Origin of the sequence: Kitasatospora sp. NPDC096140, assembly GCF_040303045.1 — a bacterium.
Taxonomy (GTDB): Bacteria; Actinomycetota; Actinomycetes; order Streptomycetales; family Streptomycetaceae; genus Kitasatospora.
In genome coordinates this window covers 1-18,381 of sequence record NZ_JBEOUW010000060.1, presented here as the reverse complement: position 1 = coordinate 18,381, position 18,381 = coordinate 1, and the positions used below count along the sequence as shown (strand labels likewise).

At 73.6% G+C, this 18,381-nt stretch carries 17 protein-coding genes and 1 tRNA gene; 6 read left to right on the top strand and 12 right to left on the bottom strand.

Annotated features, from left to right (window positions below):
- Positions 1-33 precede the first annotated feature (33 nt).
- Positions 34-1,035: an HNH endonuclease gene (locus ABT048_RS37745; protein ID WP_350526146.1), complete on the bottom strand. Its 1,002-nt coding sequence runs from the start codon at positions 1,033-1,035 to the stop codon at positions 34-36.
- Positions 1,036-1,589: 554 nt separating this feature from the next.
- Between ABT048_RS37745 and ABT048_RS37740 the strand changes: the two genes are divergently transcribed.
- Both ABT048_RS37740 and ABT048_RS37735 read left to right on the top strand, forming a co-directional pair.
- On the top strand, positions 1,590-2,051 hold the full coding sequence (locus ABT048_RS37740; protein WP_350526145.1) for a YwqJ-related putative deaminase: 462 nt from the start codon (positions 1,590-1,592) through the stop codon (positions 2,049-2,051).
- A gap of 52 nt (positions 2,052-2,103) precedes the next feature.
- On the top strand, positions 2,104-2,685 hold the full coding sequence (locus ABT048_RS37735) for an SUKH-3 domain-containing protein (RefSeq protein ID WP_402806137.1): 582 nt from the start codon (positions 2,104-2,106) through the stop codon (positions 2,683-2,685).
- Between the two features lie 22 nt (positions 2,686-2,707).
- Here ABT048_RS37735 and ABT048_RS37730 read toward each other — a convergent pair whose 3' ends face one another.
- Positions 2,708-3,976 (bottom strand): sensor histidine kinase, encoded by a 1,269-nt coding sequence (locus tag ABT048_RS37730; RefSeq protein ID WP_350526144.1) that lies wholly within the window; start codon positions 3,974-3,976, stop codon positions 2,708-2,710.
- A gap of 259 nt (positions 3,977-4,235) precedes the next feature.
- On the opposite strand from ABT048_RS37730, the gene ppc reads away from it, so the two are divergent.
- On the top strand, positions 4,236-7,034 hold the full coding sequence (ppc, locus tag ABT048_RS37725) for a phosphoenolpyruvate carboxylase (protein WP_350526143.1): 2,799 nt from the start codon (positions 4,236-4,238) through the stop codon (positions 7,032-7,034).
- Positions 7,035-7,089: 55 nt separating this feature from the next.
- Here the strand turns inward: ppc and ABT048_RS37720 are convergent, their stop codons facing one another.
- The 8 genes from ABT048_RS37720 to ABT048_RS37685 form a co-directional block, all read right to left on the bottom strand.
- A complete protein-coding gene (locus ABT048_RS37720) occupies positions 7,090-8,040 on the bottom strand; it encodes a hypothetical protein (RefSeq protein WP_350526142.1) in 951 nt (316 codons plus the stop codon).
- Positions 8,030-8,551: a SigE family RNA polymerase sigma factor gene (locus ABT048_RS37715; protein ID WP_350526141.1), complete on the bottom strand. Its 522-nt coding sequence runs from the start codon at positions 8,549-8,551 to the stop codon at positions 8,030-8,032. The genes ABT048_RS37720 and ABT048_RS37715 overlap by 11 nt, the downstream gene beginning before the upstream one ends.
- Positions 8,552-8,655: 104 nt before the next feature.
- Entirely contained in the window at positions 8,656-8,970 is a 315-nt protein-coding gene (locus ABT048_RS37710; protein WP_350526140.1) for a hypothetical protein, read from the bottom strand.
- A 136-nt stretch (positions 8,971-9,106) separates the two neighbouring features.
- Complete coding sequence (gene pth / locus ABT048_RS37705; protein WP_350526163.1) at positions 9,107-9,685, bottom strand: aminoacyl-tRNA hydrolase; 579 nt, start codon at positions 9,683-9,685, stop codon at positions 9,107-9,109.
- 129 nt (positions 9,686-9,814) lie between these two features.
- Positions 9,815-10,402, bottom strand: coding sequence for a 50S ribosomal protein L25/general stress protein Ctc (locus ABT048_RS37700; protein WP_350526139.1), 588 nt, complete (start codon positions 10,400-10,402; stop codon positions 9,815-9,817).
- Positions 10,403-10,682: 280 nt separating this feature from the next.
- Entirely contained in the window at positions 10,683-11,660 is a 978-nt protein-coding gene (locus ABT048_RS37695; RefSeq protein WP_350526138.1) for a ribose-phosphate diphosphokinase, read from the bottom strand.
- 204 nt (positions 11,661-11,864) lie between these two features.
- Entirely contained in the window at positions 11,865-13,319 is a 1,455-nt protein-coding gene (glmU, locus tag ABT048_RS37690) for a bifunctional UDP-N-acetylglucosamine diphosphorylase/glucosamine-1-phosphate N-acetyltransferase GlmU (RefSeq protein ID WP_350526137.1), read from the bottom strand.
- A 143-nt stretch (positions 13,320-13,462) separates the two neighbouring features.
- Positions 13,463-13,533 (bottom strand) — tRNA-Gln (locus ABT048_RS37685).
- A gap of 248 nt (positions 13,534-13,781) precedes the next feature.
- Between ABT048_RS37685 and ABT048_RS37680 the strand changes: the two genes are divergently transcribed.
- Complete coding sequence (locus ABT048_RS37680; protein ID WP_350526136.1) at positions 13,782-14,777, top strand: acyl-CoA desaturase; 996 nt, start codon at positions 13,782-13,784, stop codon at positions 14,775-14,777.
- 179 nt (positions 14,778-14,956) lie between these two features.
- Positions 14,957-15,559 (top strand): TetR/AcrR family transcriptional regulator, encoded by a 603-nt coding sequence (locus ABT048_RS37675; protein ID WP_350526162.1) that lies wholly within the window; start codon positions 14,957-14,959, stop codon positions 15,557-15,559.
- Positions 15,560-15,566: 7 nt separating this feature from the next.
- Here the strand turns inward: ABT048_RS37675 and ABT048_RS37670 are convergent, their stop codons facing one another.
- Positions 15,567-16,424, bottom strand: a complete 858-nt coding sequence (locus ABT048_RS37670) for a methyltransferase domain-containing protein (RefSeq protein ID WP_350526135.1) — start codon at positions 16,422-16,424, stop codon at positions 15,567-15,569.
- 111 nt (positions 16,425-16,535) lie between these two features.
- Here ABT048_RS37670 and ABT048_RS37665 point away from each other — a divergent pair, with 111 nt between their 5' ends.
- Complete coding sequence (locus tag ABT048_RS37665; protein ID WP_350526134.1) at positions 16,536-17,033, top strand: MarR family winged helix-turn-helix transcriptional regulator; 498 nt, start codon at positions 16,536-16,538, stop codon at positions 17,031-17,033.
- A 12-nt stretch (positions 17,034-17,045) separates the two neighbouring features.
- Here ABT048_RS37665 and ABT048_RS37660 read toward each other — a convergent pair whose 3' ends face one another.
- Entirely contained in the window at positions 17,046-18,062 is a 1,017-nt protein-coding gene (locus tag ABT048_RS37660) for a LuxR C-terminal-related transcriptional regulator (protein ID WP_350526133.1), read from the bottom strand.
- Positions 18,063-18,381: the final 319 nt, after the last annotated feature.

The following is an 18,381-nucleotide window of genomic DNA, read 5'->3' as shown; positions in this document are numbered from 1 at the left end:
CCAGCACCACCACGTCCACCGCGATCCCGTGCATCAGCCCACCGGGACGGCCCGGGCGAACCCGCCGTCCACCATCAGCTCCGCGACCGTCTCCAGCTCCGGCGGGCTGCCCGCCAACCGCAGCAGGAAGGCGTCGAAGTCTTCGCCGCAGGGCAGCAGCAGTCGGGCGCAGCGGTCCTCCGGGGCCTCCGGGCCACCGGAGTCGCGGGCGTCGTCGTACAGGTGGAACCAGACCGAGCCGGTCCGCTCGCCGCGCACCTTGAGCGCGACGAGGCCGCCCTGCGCGTAGGCGACCGCCAGGTAGTCCTTGGTGAGGTGGTCGCGCAGGCACTTGTTGGCGTACACGACGTCATCGGTGCCGTACTCCTCGGTCAGCGTCAGGAACGGCTGGTCGAGCAGCAGGCCGAGGTCGGTGTCCAGCGCCACGCCGACGGGGGCGCGGCCGCCGCCCAGCTTGAGGAAGGTGCGGTAGGCGCCGGGCAGCCGGTAGCCGAGGCGCTCCTCGGCGCGCTGAACCAGGTCCTCGGGGACGCCGATCGGGTCGCCGCCGTCCTTGGCCAGCGAGAAGTGGACCGGCCGGCGCTCCTGCAGCGGGCGGGTGCCGCGCCGGGTGTGGTCGGCGGCGGAGGTGGCCAGGCCGCCGTGGTGCCGCAGCAGTGCCTTGACCTCGACCGGGACGAGCTCCATCCGCCGCCAGCCGGGGGCGGCGCGGCCGACCGCGTGGTGCCAGGTCCAGCCGGGCGGGGTGGCCACGGCGGTCTCCAGATCGGCCCAGAGCGGGTGGCCCTGGGTGTAGAGCGCGGCATTGGCCGAGACGTAGTCGGTCAGCCGCAGTTCGTCCACGCCGAAGCCCTCCGGCGGGTCGGCGACCTCGGCCGCGGCGGCGGCGTACGGGCCGAAGTCCGGGTAGCCGTACTCGTCCACGCTGACCCCGGCGGGGTGCCGCTCGGCACGGACCGGATCCGGGAACTGCACCACCTGACCTGCGTACGCCGCGTTCGGTGCGGCGGCGACGCCGGGCCGACCTGTCGTCATCTGGGAGCCCCCACTGGCTGCTGCAAATACTCGGTGCTTGCTGGCACCAGCCTAGGGGGTCCCCTCAAGGCCCGGACCCCCGCCTTTGGACAACCCCCGCCCCCGGGGACCGCCCCGCCGACCGCTCGCGTCGGCCGCCCCGGCCGTGCCCGGTGGGGTGCGGCCCCGACACCCGACCCCGACACCCGACCCCGACACCCGGCCCCGACCCCCGACCCTGACGCCCGGCCCCGCGCCGCGGCCTCAACACCCGCTGCGGGCACCGGAGTCGGCCCCGCCGGAAGCCTCCCTGATCGCCGGTCGCACCCGCCCGGCCCGCCGCCGGAACGGTAGCGGCCGCCGCCCCGGCCGGTGACCTTTTCGGTGAATCGGCGGACAAGTCATGACGAGGGGGTGCGCATTCGGCCAGCATCGGGGAACGGCCCGCGCGGTCCGCCCGGTATCCGCCGCGCCCGCACCCCGGTTGTACGGATGTCGGTGTCGTTTGACAGGCTTGCCCAGGACCGGCCGGGCCACCCCGGCCGACGGCCGGGTAACGAGGAGGAGGACGACGGATGACCACCGGTGAGCCGGCGGACCCGCCCGTGCTGCGCCACCACCGCGACAGCCTGCTGCCCGCCGTCGCCGCCGCGCTGTCGCTCAAGGGCGGCGAGGTGCACACCCTGGCGGGCGGCAAGGACGACCGCCGCCCGGTCCTGCACCACCTGGTCACCGGCTTCCTGGACACCCTGCCGCTGGAGGCCCGCGAGCGGTTCACCGGCCGCTGTCCGGAGGCCGTCCTGCTCTCCCAGTACCTGGCCGCGGTCGACGGTCGGCGCTCCAAGCGCGCCGCCCGCAAGCCGATGAGCCTGAACGAGGCCCGCAAGGCGCTCAGGGGCTCCCGGATGACGACCCTGCGGATCCGCGAGGAGGGCGATCCGGCGCACGGCACCCACGCCCCGCCGTGCCGCTCCTGCGCGCCGATGCTGGAGCACTTCACCGTGCAGAGCGTCGCCGTCGGACCGACCGTGCGCTGACCGGTCGAGCGCCGGTCCGTCCGTCCCCCGTCCCCGAGCCCTGGAGGCCACCCTGAATCCGCCCAGCCCGCCCCCGCCGCCGCCGGCGACCCTCTCCGCCCCCGGCGGTGGAGCCCCCGGCGACTCCGCCACCGGCACCGTCGGACGGACCCGCCCGCGTTTCCCCGCCGACGTCGCCGCCGAGCTGAAGGCGGCCGGCTGGCACCCCGGCCGCTGGGAGATGGGGCAGGCCGAGGAGTGGGCCGACGCCCTGGTCGGGTACGGCGCGCCCAACGGCGTGGCGCACTCGGTCTTCCCGGCGGCGGTGGAGGCCTGGGCCGAGTTCGGCGGCCTCGCCTTCGACCTGTCCGGCCCGGGCCGCCAGCTGGCCCGCACCCCGTTCCTGGTCGACCCGCTGTGCGGCCTGCACCAGCCGCGCACCCTGCTGGACCTCGGCCGGGCGCTGGGCACCCAGGTCGCGCCGCTCGGCGAGGAGGCGTACGGGCAGGCGCTGCTCGCCGTCGACGAGGAGGGCCGGGTCTACAGCCTGGACCACACCGGCGAGTGGTTCCTCGGCCACGGCATCGACCAGGCGATCACCGCGTTGGTGCTGGGCACCTCCCCGGAACGGCTGCGCACCGCCGACGACCGCTGAGCAGGGCGGGAGCGGCGGCGGTTCACCGCAGCCGCTCGGCCCGCACCGCCAGCCGGGAGGGCAGTACCGCCTCGACGCGGAACCCTCCGTCCGCCTCCGGCCCGGACGAGAAGGTGCCGCCGAGCGCGATCACCCGTTCCCGCATCCCGACCAGTCCGTTGCCCCCGCTGGGCAGCTTGGCCGCCCCCCGCTCCCCGCCCGGGCAGGCGTTCACCACGCTCACCCGCACCCCGTTCGGCGCGTACGCCAGCAGGACGGACACCTGGGCGCCGCCCGCGTGCTTGTGCGCATTGGTCAGCCCTTCCTGGACGACCCGGTAGGCGGTCTGCTCGGCCTCGCCGGTGAACTCCTGGCGGCTGCCGCTGACCGTCAGCGTCACCGCCATCCCGGCCGCCCGGGACTGGTCGACCAGCCGCGGCAGCCCGGCCAGCGAGTCCGGCTCCGGCTGCCGCTCGTCGTCCATCCGCAGCACACCGAGGATCTCGCGCAGCTCGTTCAGCGCCTGCCGGCCCACCTCGCCCATCAGCTTGGCGCTCTGCGCGGCCTTCTCCGGGTCCTTGACGACGATCCGCTCCAGCGCCCCGGCGTGCACCACCATCAGCGAGACCCGGTGCGCCACCACGTCGTGCATCTCGCGGGCGATCCGGGTGCGCTCCTCCAGCCGGGCCCGGCGGGCACGCTCCTGCGCCTGTTCGGCCAGCAGGTCCAGCTCGGCCTCCAGGCCGTGCGCGCGGTCCTTGAGCGACTCGATCAGCCGCCGCCGCGCGCCCACGTACAGGCCCGTCACCACCGGGGGGACGGTCAGCCCGACCGCGACCAGCACCGCTATCAGGACCTGGCCCCACAGCGGCGGCGGCTCCGCGGCCGAGTCGCCGGGGGTCAGCATCGACACCATCATCACGGCGACCGCCTCGGCGAAGGCCAGCGCGGACAGCGCCACCACCCGCCAGCGCCGCGAGGGCCACTCCCAGGTCTCCGCCAGCGTGTACAGCGCCACGACCAGCAGCAGGACGCCGAGCATCCCAGGCATCGCGAGCAGGGTGACCAGCACCGGAACGGCCGGCCAGCGCCGGCGCAGCACCAGCGAGCCGCCGGCCAGCGAGCCCAGCACCGCGACGCCGATCACGCCGGCGGTCGACAGGTCGACCCGGGCGGAGAGGAAGGCGATCGTGCTGACCGAGCACTCCAGGGCGGCGAGCACGGCCAGCCCGATGTCCAGGAAGGCGCTGCGCGGCCGCTTCCACCACCAGAACGACCGGTCCTGTGCGCGCTCCCCCGGCGACAAGCTCATGCCCGACAGACTATGCGGCAATCCCCACCCCTCCCCACCGGGATTGTCCGGCACACCTTCCGAGTCCGCCAAGTGGTCCAGACCACCGCCGCTTTTCGGCAGCTCTGTCCGCCATCCGGCCACCTCGCGGACAGCGAACGCCCCGACACCTATGCTGGTCGCGTCGGACAGCGCGGTCCGCACGCGTCACAACCGCCACACGCGTGTGGACCTGTGACGATGAGCCGTTGCCGAACCCCACCACCACAGGGAGCCAGCCGTGACCGCTCCGGTCCCCGCCCCGGCGGACAGCCCCACGCCCGTCGTCGCCGACAACGCCGCCCTGCGTGCGGACATCCGCCGCCTCGGCGACCTGCTCGGCGAGACGCTGGTCCGCCAGGAGGGCCCCCAGCTGCTGGGCCTGGTCGAACAGGTCCGCCTGCTCAGCCGCACCGACGGCGAGGCCACCGCCGAACTCCTCTCCGACATCGACCTGGACACCGCCGCCAAGCTGGTCCGGGCGTTCTCCACCTACTTCCACCTCGCCAACGTCACCGAGCAGGTGCACCGCGGCCGGGAGTTCGCCACCCGCCGCGCCCGGGAGGGCTCGCTGCTCGCGCAGACCGCCGACCAGCTCGCCGAGGCCGACCCCAAGCACCTCGCGGACACCCTGGCCCACCTCGCGGTCCGCCCGGTCTTCACCGCGCACCCCACCGAGGCCGCCCGCCGCAGCGTCCTCAACAAGCTGCGCCGGATCGGCGAACTCCTCGACCGCATCCACCGCGAGGAGCTCGCCTCCGGCCTCGTCGCCGCCGACCCGGCCCGCACCAGCAGCGCCAAGCGCTCCGCCGACCGCCGCCTCGCCGAGGTCATCGACCTGCTCTGGCAGACCGACGAGCTGCGCATCGCCCGCCCCGAACCCACCGACGAGGCCCGCAACGCCGTCTACTACCTGGACGAGCTCTACCGCGAGGCCGTCCCCGAGGTCCTGGAGGAGCTGCAGGAGGAGCTCGCCCGGGTCGGCCTCAACCTGCCCGACGGCGTCCGCCCGCTCACCTTCGGCACCTGGATCGGCGGCGACCGCGACGGCAACCCCAACGTCACCCCGCAGGTCACCTGGGACGTCCTCAACCTCCAGCACGAGTACGGCATCAAGGACGCCCTCGACGCCATCGACGACCTGCGCAACACCCTCTCCACCTCCGAGCGGCTGGCCGGGGCCTCGGTCGAACTGCTCGCCTCGCTCAACAACGACCTGCACCTGCTCCCCGAACTGAGCCCGCGCTACAAGCGGATGAACGCCGAGGAGCCCTACCGCCTCAAGGCCACCTGCATCCGGCTCAAGCTGGAGAACACCCGCGAGCGCCTGGCCGGCGGCACCCCGCACATCGACGGCCGCGACTACCGCGGCACCCGCGAACTCGTCGCCGACCTGCGGCTGATCCAGGACTCGCTGCGCGCCCACCGCGGCGAACTCATCGCCGACGGCCGCCTCGCCCGCGCCATCCGCACCATCGAGGCCTTCGGCCTCCAGCTCGCCACCATGGACGTGCGCGAGCACGCCGAGGCCCACCACCACGCCCTCGGCCAGCTCTTCGACCGCCTCGGCGAGGAGGCCTGGCGCTACGCCGACATGCCCCGCGAGTACCGGCAGAAGCTCCTCGCCAAGGAACTCCGCTCCCGCCGCCCGCTCGCCCCCACCCCGGCCCCGCTGGACGAGGCCGGCACCAAGACCCTCGGCGTCTTCAACACCATCCGCGAGGGCTTCGAGCGCTTCGGCGACGAGATCGTCGAGAGCTACATCATCTCGATGTGCCAGGGCGCCGACGACGTCTTCGCCGCCACCGTACTGGCCCGCGAGGCCGGCCTGATCGACCTGCACGCCGGCGTCGCCAAGATCGGCATCGTGCCGCTGCTGGAGACCACCGACGAGCTCCAGCAGGCCGACCGCATCCTCGACGAGATGCTCTCCGACCCCTCCTACCGCCTGCTCGTCTCCCTGCGCGGCGACGTCCAGGAGGTCATGCTCGGCTACTCGGACTCCTCCAAGTTCGGCGGCATCACCACCTCCCAGTGGGAGATCCACCGCGCCCAGCGCCGACTGCGCGACGTCGCCCACCGCTACGGCATCCGGCTGCGCCTCTTCCACGGCCGCGGCGGCACCGTCGGCCGCGGCGGCGGCCCCTCGCACGAGGCCATCCTGGCCCAGCCCTGGGGCACCCTGGAGGGCGAGATCAAGGTCACCGAGCAGGGCGAGGTCATCTCCGACAAGTACCTGCTCCCCTCCCTCGCCCGGGAGAACCTGGAGCTCACCCTCTCCGCCACCCTGGCCGCCTCCGCGCTGCACACCGCCCCGCGCCAGGCCCCCGAGGAGCTGGCCCGCTGGGACGCCGCGATGGACCGGGTCTCCGAGGCCGCCCACACCGCCTACCGCGGCCTGGTCGAGCAGGAGGACCTGCCGAAGTACTTCTTCGCCTCCACCCCGGTCGACCAGCTCGCCTCGCTGCACCTGGGCTCCCGCCCGTCCCGCCGCCCCGACTCCGGCGCGGGCCTGGACGGCCTGCGGGCCATCCCGTGGGTCTTCGGCTGGACCCAGTCCCGCCAGATCGTCCCCGGCTGGTACGGCGTCGGCTCCGGCCTCGCCGCCGCCCGCGCGGCCGGCCTGGGCGACGTGCTGGACGAGATGTACGGCGAGTGGCACTTCTTCCGCAACTTCCTGTCCAACGTCGCGATGACGCTGGCCAAGACCGACCTGCGGATCGCCCGCCACTACGTCGAGCAGCTGGTGCCCGGCGAGCTGCGCCACGTCTTCGACCAGATCAAGGACGAGCACGCCCTCACCCTGCGCGAGGTGCTCCGGCTCACCGGCGAGAGCGAACTGCTGGAGCACAACCCGGTGCTGAAGCAGACCTTCGCCGTCCGCGACGCCTACCTCGACCCGATCTCCTACCTCCAGGTCGCGCTGCTGCGCCGCCAGCGCGAGGAGGTCTCGGCCGGCCGCCACGACGACCCGCTGCGCGCCCGCGCGCTGCTGCTCACCGTCAACGGCATCGCCGCCGGCCTGCGCAACACCGGCTGATCCGGGGAACGCGAAGGGGCCGACGGCGCGTGCCGTCGGCCCCTTCGCGTTCCGGTCAGTGCGGCCGCACCTCGATCACCTCCGACCCGTAGCGGGCCATGACGTCGGCCCTGACGGCCGCGAACTGCGGGGTGTGCACGAGCACCCCGGTGCCGTCCTCGGAGATCGTCACCCCGGAGACGGTCACCCCCCGCGCCGCCCAGTAGCCGCCGTCGTCGACCGTGATCCGCCGCGCCAGCGCCAGGTAGTGCCGACGCGACCCCGGCACGTCCACGAAGTTGATCGTGACCCCGTGGTGGCTCACGGCGGCCGACACGACGGCGTCGAGGTCGGAACCCGGCACCCGCATGACGTACACCTGGCGGTCCAGGGTCTCGCAGACGCCGAACCAGTGGTCCGGGTACTTGTCGGCCCCCACCCTCCTGATGTCGGCGGCCACCCGGATCGGGTCGAGGTCGAGGGCGTCCGGCCCCCCGCTCGTGCTCGCCCCCGCGGACGGCACGTACGGGGGCGTCGTCGTCGACGACACGGGCGGTGGCCCCGACGGCAGGCCGGACGGCCCGCTCGACGGCGGCCGCGAGGACGTCGTCCCCGAAGCCGTCACCTGGTCCCACGTGGGCAGCCGCAGCGAGGCCGGCCCGCCCTGGCAGAGCAGCAGCGGCCCCCCGGTGTCCGGCGCCGACGACGACGGCGAGCCCGGTGACGCCTGCGGGACGGGCGGCCGGCTCCCCGTCCCCGGGGACGGGGACAACGACCCCCCGCCCACGACCTGGGCCGACCCCCGTACGGCCCCGGTCGTGCTCCCGCCCCACTGCGCCAGCGCGCCCACTCCCAGGGCGAACACGGCCGCCCCCGCCACCGACCGCACCACCAGGCGCGACCGCGCCCGGCGCCGACCGGCCTCCCGCAGCTGGGGCAGCGGCGGGCTGCCGGCCACCGACCCCGCCCGCGCGCCGAGCCGGACGACCAGTTCCTCCTCGAACCCGTCCGGGTGTTCAGCCGCCATGCCCCACCATCTCCCTCGCCGGTGCCAGCTCCTGCCGGAGCGTCTTCATCGCCCGCGCCAGATGCGTCTTCGCCGTGGCCTCCGAGCAACCGAGCTCCTGCGCGACCCGCGCCACCGGCAGGTCGACGTAGTAGCGCAGCACCACCACCGCCCGCTGCCGGGGCGGCAGGGCCCGCAGCGCCGCCGCCAGCTGCTCGTCGTGCTCGGCCACCGTCGCCTCCGGGGAGTCCGGCAGCACGGGCGTGAGCACCTCGCGCCGGGTGCGCCGCCAGCGCGAGACGTGCGTGCGGACCATCGTCGTCCGGACGTACCCCTCGGCGGCCGCCACGTCCCGGATCGCCGTCCGCTTCGGGTACACCCGGGCCAACGCGTCGTGCAGCAGGTCCCGGGCGTCGTGGACGTCCCCGGTGATCAGGTACGCCCCCCGCAGGAGGGCCTGGTAGCGAGCCGCGACGAACTCGTCGAACGGATCGGCCCCCGAGCCCCCCGGGCGCAATGATTCGCGCTTCATACCCCCATGACGCCCGGCGCGCCGGAAACGGATGACACCCCCGGGAAAGTACGACGAAGGGCCGGTGCCCACCGTCGTGGACACCGGCCCCTGAGGACTCGTGACTACTCCGCGGGCTCGCCCGCGCGCCGGCGCTTCAACCACAGCGCCGCTCCGCCGCCCGCCACCAGCAGGCCGCCGCCGACCGCCAACAGCCCCGCGTCGGGGCCCATCGACTCGCCGAGCACCGGCTGGGCGGCCGGCTCCGGGGCGATCAGCGGATCCGGCTCCGCCACCGGGTCGGCGTGCGCCAGCGCACCGCTCGACAGCAGCACTCCGGCCGCCCCCAGCGCACCGGCCGTACCGATCCGCCGCCCGAACTGCTTCAGCCGGACCACCCGGATCCGCCGCAGTGGGCGGACCGGACCCAATCCCCGCATCGAGAACTCCCCAGGACTCGTTCGCGTACCCGGGCCGACGCTATCCGATCCCGCACAGGCTTCTCACACGGATTCAGGTTTGACCGGTCAAGCGTTGTACGACTGTTGCGTACCCGCCACGCCTGTTGACGGACGTTCAGGAGTTGTACGTGCCCTGGGCCCGCTCCAGACCCTCGGACAGCAGCGCCTCCACCGCGTCCGCCGAGCGGTCCACGAACCACTCCAGTTCCTTGCGCTCGGTCGAGGAGAAGTCCTTCAGCACGAAGTCCGCGACCTCCATCCGGCCCGGCGGGCGGCCGATCCCGCAGCGCACCCGGTGGTACTCCGGGCCCAGCGACTTGGTGATCGACTTCAGCCCGTTGTGGCCGTTGTCCCCGCCGCCGAGCTTCAGCCGCAGTGCCGCGTAGTCGATGTCCAGCTCGTCGTGGACCGCGATCAGCGCGGCGGCCGGCACCTTGTAGAAGTCGCGCAGCGCCGTCACCGGCCCGCCGGAGAGGTTCATGAAGGACATCGGCTTGGCCAGCACGACCCGCTTGCCCGCCAGCCGCCCTTCGGCCACCTGCGCCCGGCTCTTGTGCGCCTTGAACCTGGCGCCCATCCGCTGCGCCAGCAGGTCCACCACCATGAACCCGATGTTGTGCCGGTTCCGGGCGTACTGCTCGCCCGGGTTGCCCAGCCCCACCACCAGCCAGGGGCCCTCGTACTCGTCCGCCATCGCGCCCTCACTCCTCGCCTTCACGCTCGACGCCATCATCCCCGGAGACACCGCGTCCCGGACACACCGCTGCCCCGGCCGCTCCAGCGGGAGCGACCGGGGCAGCGGTCAAAGCTTTCGGGGCGAGGCTCAGGCCTCGGCGCCCTCGGCCTCCTCGGTCTCCTCCTCGGCCGGGGCGGCCTGGGCGGCGATGACCTGCAGGACGACGGCGTCGGCGTCGACGGCCAGGGCGACACCGGCCGGCAGGACGATGTCCTTGGCGTGGATCGAGGCGCCGGCCTCCAGGCCCTCGACCGAGACGGTGACGGCCTCGGGCAGGTGGGTGGCCTCGGCCTCGATCGGCAGGGCCTGCAGGACGTGCTCCAGCAGGTTGCCGCCCGGGGCCAGCTCGCCCTCGGTGTGGACCGGAACCTCGACGTTGACCTTCTCGCCACGCTTGACCAGCAGCAGGTCGACGTGCTCGATGCTGCGCTTGATGGCCTCGCGCTGGACGGCCTTCGGCAGGACGTACTCGTCCTTGCCCTCGATCGGGACGACCAGCAGGGCGTTCGGGGTCTTCAGGGCCATCATCAGGTCGTGGCCGGGCAGGTTCAGGTGAACCGGGGCGTGGCCGTGGCCGTAGACGACACCGGGGACGAAGCCGGCGCGGCGGGCGCGACGGGCGGCACCCTTGCCGAACTCGGTACGGGTCTCAGCGGCAATACGGATCTCGGACACGACTGCACTCCTCGTGGAAAATGGCGCGGGGGTGCAGGCAACGCGAAAAACCGCCGGGACCACACCCTCAGTACGTTCGGGGGTCACTCGGCGGCAACGGCCTGCCGGCGGACGGGAATCCGGCACCGGCAGCGCGTCGATCACGGAGCGAGCGCCCGTCGAGCAGGCACACGGCATCCCTCGCCGAGCAGTTTCACGAGTCTAACCGCACCTACCGCCTCCCGCGAAATCGGCGGCGGCCCCGGCCCGCTGGGGACCGGGGCCGCCTGCGCGGGCTTCGTCAGTGCACGCCCTCGAAGAGGCTCGTGACCGAGCCCTCCTCGAACACCTCGCGGATCGCGGCGGCGATCGACGGGGCGATGGACAGCGTGGTGATCTTGTCCAGCTGGAGCTGCGCCGGGGTGGGCAGCGTGTTGGTGAACACGAACTCGCTGACCCGCGAGTTCTTCAGCCGGTCCGCGGCCGGGCCGGAGAGCACACCGTGGGTGGCCGCCACCAGGACGTCCGCGGCGCCGTTCTCGAACAGCGCGTCGGCCGCGGCGCAGATGGTGCCGGCGGTGTCGATCATGTCGTCGACCAGGACGCAGACCCGGTCCTTGACGTCACCGACGACGTCGGCCGACAGGATGGTGTTGGCCTGGGTGATGTCGCGGCGCTTGTGGATGATCGCCAGCGGGGCGTCCAGCCGGTCGCACCACTGGTCGGCCACCTTCACACGGCCGGCGTCCGGCGAGACGACGGTCAGCTTGGAGCGGTCGACCTTCTCGCCGATGTAGTCGGCCAGCAGCGGCAGCGCGAACAGGTGGTCCACCGGGCCGTCGAAGAAGCCCTGGATCTGCGCGGTGTGCAGGTCCACGGCCATCAGGCGGTCGGCACCGGCCTGGCGCAGCAGGTCGGCGACCAGCCGGGCCGAGATGGGCTCGCGGCCGAGGTGCTTCTTGTCCTGGCGGGCGTACCCGTAGAACGGCAGGATCGCGGTGATGCTCCGGGCGGAGGCCCGCTTCAGAGCATCGATCATGATCAACTGCTCCATGATCCACTGGTTGATGGGAGCCGTGTGGCTCTGCATCACGAAGCAGTCCGCGCCGCGGGCGGACTCCAGGAAACGGACGTAGATCTCGCCGTTGGCGAAGTCCAGGGCCTTGGTGGGGACCAACTCGGTCTCGAGCGCCGCGGCCACCTCCTTCGCCAGCTCCGGGTGGGCACGGCCGGAGAAGAGCTTCAGCTTCTTCTCACCCGACGTCGTGATCCCGCTCACTGCACCGTCTCCTCGCGTTTGCGGACGCTGAACCCGCGACCCGGTGCCGGGCAGGCGAGGCCCACGCGCGGTACGGGGTCGGGGAATTGTCGGTACGCCTGGACACGGGCGGTAAGCCCAGTGGCGCACGTATGTCCCCAAGGTTACGCGCCCGCGCAGAAACCGTCCGCCCCGGGACCGCCCCGCGGTCCCGGGCCCGCCGCGTCAGGCCTCCGCGGCCGCGTCCGTCGCGGCCTTCGCGGCCTGCGCCGACACGGTGCCGGGGCGCTTGCGCTCGACCCAGCCCTCGATGTTGCGCTGGTACGCGCGGTTCACGCCGAGCGCGCCCGGCGGGACGTCGCTGGTGATCACCGAACCGGCGCCGGTGTACGCGCCGTCACCGATGGTCACCGGGGCGATGAACATGTTGTCCGAGCCGGTGCGGCAGTGCGCGCCGATGACGGTGCGGTGCTTGTTCACGCCGTCGTAGTTCACGGTGACCGAGGCCGCGCCGACGTTGGTGCCCTCACCGATCGTGGCGTCGCCGATGTACGAGAGGTGCGGGACCTTGGCGCCCTCGCCCAGCTCGGAGTTCTTGATCTCGACGTAGGTGCCGACCTTCGCCTTGCGGGCCAGCTTCGCGCCCGGCCGCAGGTAGGCGTACGGGCCCGCGACGGCCAGCTCGCCCACTTCGGCGCGGTCGGCCGTGGTGTTGCTCACACGGGCGCCGGCGCCGATCAGGGTGTCCTTCAGGGTGGAGTTCGGGCCGACCTCGCAGCCCTCGGCCAGGTGGGTGGCGCCCTGCAGCTGGGTGTTGGGCAGCACCACGGCGTCCGGCTCGTAGCTCACCTGGACGTCGAACCAGGTGGTCGCCGGGTCCACCACGGTGACGCCCGCGCGCATCGCCCGCTCCAGCAGGCGGTCGTTCAGCAGCCGGCGGGCCTGTGCCAGCTGGACCCGGTCGTTGATGCCCAGGATGTCCCGGTGGTCCTCGGCGACCACGGCGCCGACCCGGTGGCCCGCCTTGCGCAGGATCTCCAGGGTGTCGGTCAGGTACTCCTCGCCCTGCGAGTTGTCCGTGGTGAGCGCGGCCAGCGCCTCGACCAGCAGCTTGGCGTCGAAGGCGAAGACGCCCGAGTTGATCTCGGCGATGGTGCGCTGGGTGTCGGTGGCGTCCCGCTCCTCGACGATCGAGGCGACCGTGCCGTCCTCGTCGCGCAGGATCCGGCCGTAGCCGAAGGGCTCGGGGACGACGGCGGTCAGCACGGTGACGCCGTTCTGCTGGGCGGTGTGCGCGTCCGCCAGCCGGCGCAGGGTCGCCCCGGTCAGCAGCGGCGAGTCGCCGGCGGTGACGATCACCGTGCCGTCCAGGACCACGTCGTCCGCGGCCAGCGCCTCCAGCGCCGTCCGCACCGCGTGCCCGGTGCCGTTCTGCTCCTCCTGCACCGCGGTCCGCACGGCCGGGTAGTGCTCCACCAGGTGCCCCTGGACCTGCTCGCGCTGGTGGCCGACGACCACCACGAGCTGCTCCGGCGCCAGTTCCCCGGCCGCCGCCACCGCGTGCCCCACCAACGACCGTCCGCACACCTCGTGCAGCACCTTGGGCAGCTTGTTCGACTTCATCCGGGTCCCGCCTCCGGCGGCGAGCACGACAACGGCGGCAAGCGAATTGGCACCCATGCGGGGAGGCTCCTCGGTAGGTTCACAGAGAGGGCAGAGCGGACCCGGCCGGGACCCAGGCCGGTCGCCATATGCACAGTCCGCCGAGCAGCACCGACAATACCGGCGTGATGGGAGACGCCCGAACCGGAGGCGTGCAGAGGCTCCGCCGCTAGGATTCGAACCCAGACAAAGGCCTCCAAAGGGCCCTGTGCTGCCATTACACCACGGCGGACAGACGTGTCAGACCCTACCCGAGCGGACCCCACCGTGGGTATCGACTTGCACCGATCCGAGGCCCGGATTCGAGCCCTCCGACCGAACTCCCCGGGCCCCGGGTTCATCCATCCAGTCGGGTGAATTCACTCAAGCGCCGCGCGGTGGAGTGTTCCCCTGGACACGGAGTGCAACCTACGATGCCGTAAGTTACGCCGACGTAGGCTCCGCTTCTCTCCCGTTCCGGGACGCCGCAAAGGGACGCCCATGACCATCCAGGCAGGCGAGGCGCGCGCGGGGACCACCGCGTCCCGCACTCCGACTCCCGAACCCGATCCCGACACCGCAGCCACGCAGCTGTCCGCCACCCGTGGCGGGGAGAAGCAGGGCGTGGCCGAGCGGCTCGCGCTCGGCCTGTTCATCCTCGTGCCGTTCACCGCGCTGCTGGCCGCCGTGCCGGTGGCCTGGGGCTGGGGGCTGGGGTGGACGGACGTCGCGATCACCGTCTCCATGTACTTCCTCACCTGCCACGGCATCACCGTCGGCTACCACCGCTACTTCACCCACAGCGCGTTCAAGGCCGGCCGGCCGATGCGCCTGGCCCTGGCCATCGCCGGGAGCCTCGCCGTCGAGGGCCCGCTGGTGCGCTGGGTCGCCGACCACCGCAAGCACCACCGGTACAGCGACAAGGACGGGGACCCGCACTCGCCCTGGCGCTACGGGGAGAGCGTCCCGGCGCTGCTGAAGGGCCTGTGGTGGGCGCACATGGGCTGGATGTTCGACGAGGAGCAGACCCCGCAGCTCAAGTACGCCCCGGACCTCGTCCGCGACCCGGCCATAAGGCGGATCTCCCGGCTGTTCTGGCTCTGGACCACGATCTCGCTGCTGGTGCCCCCGCTGGTCGGCGGCCTGGTGACGCTGACCTGGACGGGCGCGCTGTCCGCCTTCTTCTGGGGTTCGCTGGTCCGGGTGGCGCTGCTGCACCACGTCACCTGGTCGATCAACTCGATCTGCCACGCCGTCGGCCGGCGCCCGTTCCGCTCCCGGGACCGCTCCGGCAACGTCTGGTGGCTCGCGGTGCTCTCCTGCGGCGAGTCCTGGCACAACCTGCACCACGCCGATCCGACCGCGGCCCGGCACGGGGTGCTCCGCGGGCAGATCGACTCCTCGGCCCGGCTGATCCGCTGGTTCGAGCTGGCCGGCTGGGTCCGGGACGTCCGCTGGCCGGACGCACAGCGGATCGCCGCCCGCCGCACCGCATGAGGCGGCGCTTCCAGCATGATGTAGGGGTGAACGGGAGCAGCGCAGACACCACAGGCGGTCACCACGGCACGCGGACGGACGCGGCGCCCGCCCGCCCGCGGGCCGCTGCACCGGCGGGCGGGCCGGCCGACGGGGCCGACGCCCCGGCCGCCCCGCGCCGCCGGGGCGGCCGGGTCCGGATGACCGGCAAGCAACGGCGCGAGCAGCTGCTGGAGATCGGCCGGACGGTCTTCGCCGAGCGCGGCTACGACGGCACCTCGGTGGAGGAGATCGCCGAACGCGCCGGGGTGTCGAAGCCCGTCGTGTACGAGCACTTCGGCGGCAAGGAGGGCCTGTACGCGGTGGTGGTGGACCGCGAGATGCAGCTGCTGCTCGACATGGTGACCGGGGCGCTGACCGGCGGGCACTCGCGCGAGCTGCTGGAACAGGCCGCCTTCGCGCTGATGGACTACATCGACACCTCGACGGACGGCTTCCGGATCCTGGTCCGGGACTCCCCGGTGGCCCAGTCGACCGGCACCTTCGCCTCGCTGATCAGCGACATCGCGACCCAGGTGGAGGACATCCTGGGCCTGGAGTTCAAGTCGCGCGGCTTCGACGCGCGGCTGGCCCCGATGTACTCGCAGATGCTGGTCGGCATGGTCGCGCTGACCGGCCAGTGGTGGCTGGAGGTCCGCAAGCCGGACAAGGCGACGGTGGCGGCGCACCTGGTGAACCTCGCCTGGCACGGCCTGGAGGGCCTGGAGCGGCACCCGAAGCTGGTCGGCGACCGCAAGGGCTGAGCCCCGGCTACCGCTTGACCCCCACCGCGAAGATCCGCCGGAACGGGAAGACCGTCCCGGACGGCCCGGCCGGGTAGGCCTCGCGCAGCAGCCGCCCGTACTCGGCGAGGAAGGCGGCCCGGTCGGCCGGATCGCTGAGCCGGGTCAGGACGGGGCGCAGCGCGGTGCCCTTGACCCACTCCAGGACCGGGTCCGGCCCCGGCAGGGCGGTGAGGTAGGTGGTCTCCCAGACGTCCGGGTCGCAGCCGGCGGCGGCGAGGGCTTCGAGGTAGCGCGCGGGCGGGTGGACCCCGGCCCGGACGGCGTCCTCGCCGAGCAGGGCGCGCCAGCGGGTGCTGCGGCGCAGGTCGGCGAGCAGGGTGTGGCTGGGGGCGTCGAAGTTGCCGGGGACCTGGAACGCGACGACGCCGCCCGGGCGCAGGGCGGCGGCCCAGCGCGGGACGATGTCGAGGTGGCCGTCCGCCCGTCCCTCCTCGCCCGCCTTCGGCGAGGAGAGTCCCTGTCGGGGCCGGCGATCACTCCGGTTCATCCACTGGAGGGCGGCGTTGGAGACGACGAGGTCGGGCCGGGCCGGGGCCGGGTCGTAGTCGCGGGCGTCGGCGAGCAGGTAGTCGGCGTCGGGTTCGCCCTCGGCACGGGCGGTGGCGAGCATCGGTGCGGAGTTGTCGACGCCGGTGATGCGGGCGTGCGGCCAGCGTTCGCGCAGGACGGCGGTGGAGTTGCCGGGGCCGCAGCCGATGTCGAGGACGGTCTCCTCGCCGGGGTGCGGAAGGGTGGGGACGCGGGCGAGCAGATCGCGCAGCGGGCGGGTGCGTTCGTCGGCGAAGCGCAGGTACTGCGCAGGGTCCCAGGCGGTGGTGCTCATGGTTCACCTCACAGGTATCTCGACATCAAGATATCTCGGTGAAGCCTCGTCGGCACATTTCTCGATGTCAAGAGACTTCACATCGACACATCCACCGATACACTGATCGTCATGGAGGACGAGGTCGACAGGCTGGTCGCAGCATGGCGCCGGGAGCGCCCCGACCTCGACGTGGAGCCGCTGGAGGTGCTCAGCCGGGTCAGCCGGCTCGCCCGGCACCTGGACCGCGCCCGCCGCACCGCCTTCGCCGAGCACGGCCTGGAGCCCTGGGAGTTCGACGTCCTGACCGCCCTGCGGCGGGCCGGCACCCCGTACCAGCTCTCCCCCGGCCAGCTGCTCACCCAGACCCTCGTCACCTCCGGCACCATGACCAACCGGATCGACCGGCTCACCGGCAAGGGCCTGGTCAAGCGGCTGCCCGACCCGGACGACCGGCGCGGCGTCCTGGTGCGGCTCACCGACGACGGCCGCGACCGCGCCGACCAGGCACTCGCCGGGCTGCTCGCGCACGAACGCGAACTCCTCGCCCAGCTCACCTCCGGCCAGCAGACCGAACTCGCCGCACTGCTGCGGCTGCTGATCGCCCCGTTCGACAACATCCCGGGCTGAGCCGCGACCGGCCTACGCCCGCTCGACGGTCGCCGCCACGGACGGCGGCGGTACGGCCGGTGGCGGCACGGCCGGCTCGGCGGGGCTGACCCCGGCCCGACGGGCGACCGCGACGGCGGCCAGCGTGGAATGCACCCCGAGCTTGCCGAGCACGTTCTGCATGTGCGTCCGGACGGTGTGCGGCGACAGGTAGAGCCGTTCCGCGACGGCCTGCCGCCCCAGGCCGGCGACCATGCAGCGCAGGATCTGCTTCTCCCGCGGGGTGAGGGTGTCCACCAAACGCTCGCTCTCGGTGCGGTCCCGCCGCGCGGTGGTCAGTTCGCGGATCACCCCGGTGAGCAGCGCGGGCGGCAGGTGCGTCTCGTCCCGCAGCACGCCCCGGACCACCGCGAGCAGCCGGGCCAGTGAACTCTCCTTGGCCACCCAGCCGGTGGCGCCCGCATGCAGGGCACGGGCGGCGCGGTGCGGGTCGTCCGCGGTGGCCAGCACGACGGCGCGCAGACCGGGGTGGGCGCGGCGGAGGCGGGCGAGCAGGATGATGCCGTCGGGCGGCGGGGCGCCGGGTCTGAGCTGGTCCCCCCGGAGCGGGTCGGCCGCCGACCGGGCCCCGCCGGGCGGCGCGCCCGGCACCGTGGCGGACGACAGCGGGGAGGGCGCCCCGGGTGGTACGGCCGGCCGCCGCGGCGGCGGTACGGGCGGGGCCGCCCGGCGCCGGGCCTCCTCGGCAGGGTCCGTACCGGGCCGTCTGCGGGCCGTCGGCGGAGCCGCCCCGGGCGGCCCGACCGCTCCGGCCCCACCGACCGCTCCGGCCGCTCCGGCACCTGCGCCCCCGCCGGCCCCGAGATCGGCGTCGATCAGCGCCACGTCGTAGGCCCGGCCCTCGGCGGCGGCGCGCTCCAGCGCCCGCTCGGCGGCGGCCGCGCTGCCGGCCGCGCCCACCTCCACGTCGGGCTCGGCGGCGAGCGCCGCGGCCAGTGCTTCGGCGAAGATCCGGTGGTCGTCGACCACCAGGACGCGAATCCGCCCCATCGTCCCTCCCCCTGCTCAGACCGCCCGAGCCCGGGAGCGGGGACCGGCCCGGCGTCCGCGTTCCGGACCCGCCGTTCCGCCCGCCCACCGGTGGCCGGTGAGATCGAAAGGGCGCCGGCCCCCACCGGTACCGCACTCAGCGTACGGGGTCGGGAAACGCCCTCGTGGCGATTTGGTGAAGTTTCGTCAGAAGGTGCGTGAGCGTCCGGACTTGGTCCCCGGGCCGTGCCGCGCCACCGTCGCGGGCCGCGCTCCCCGCCGGTGGGCGGGCGGCGGCCCCCCCGCCCCGCCGCCCCGGCACCAGGGGAAAGCCGAGGGT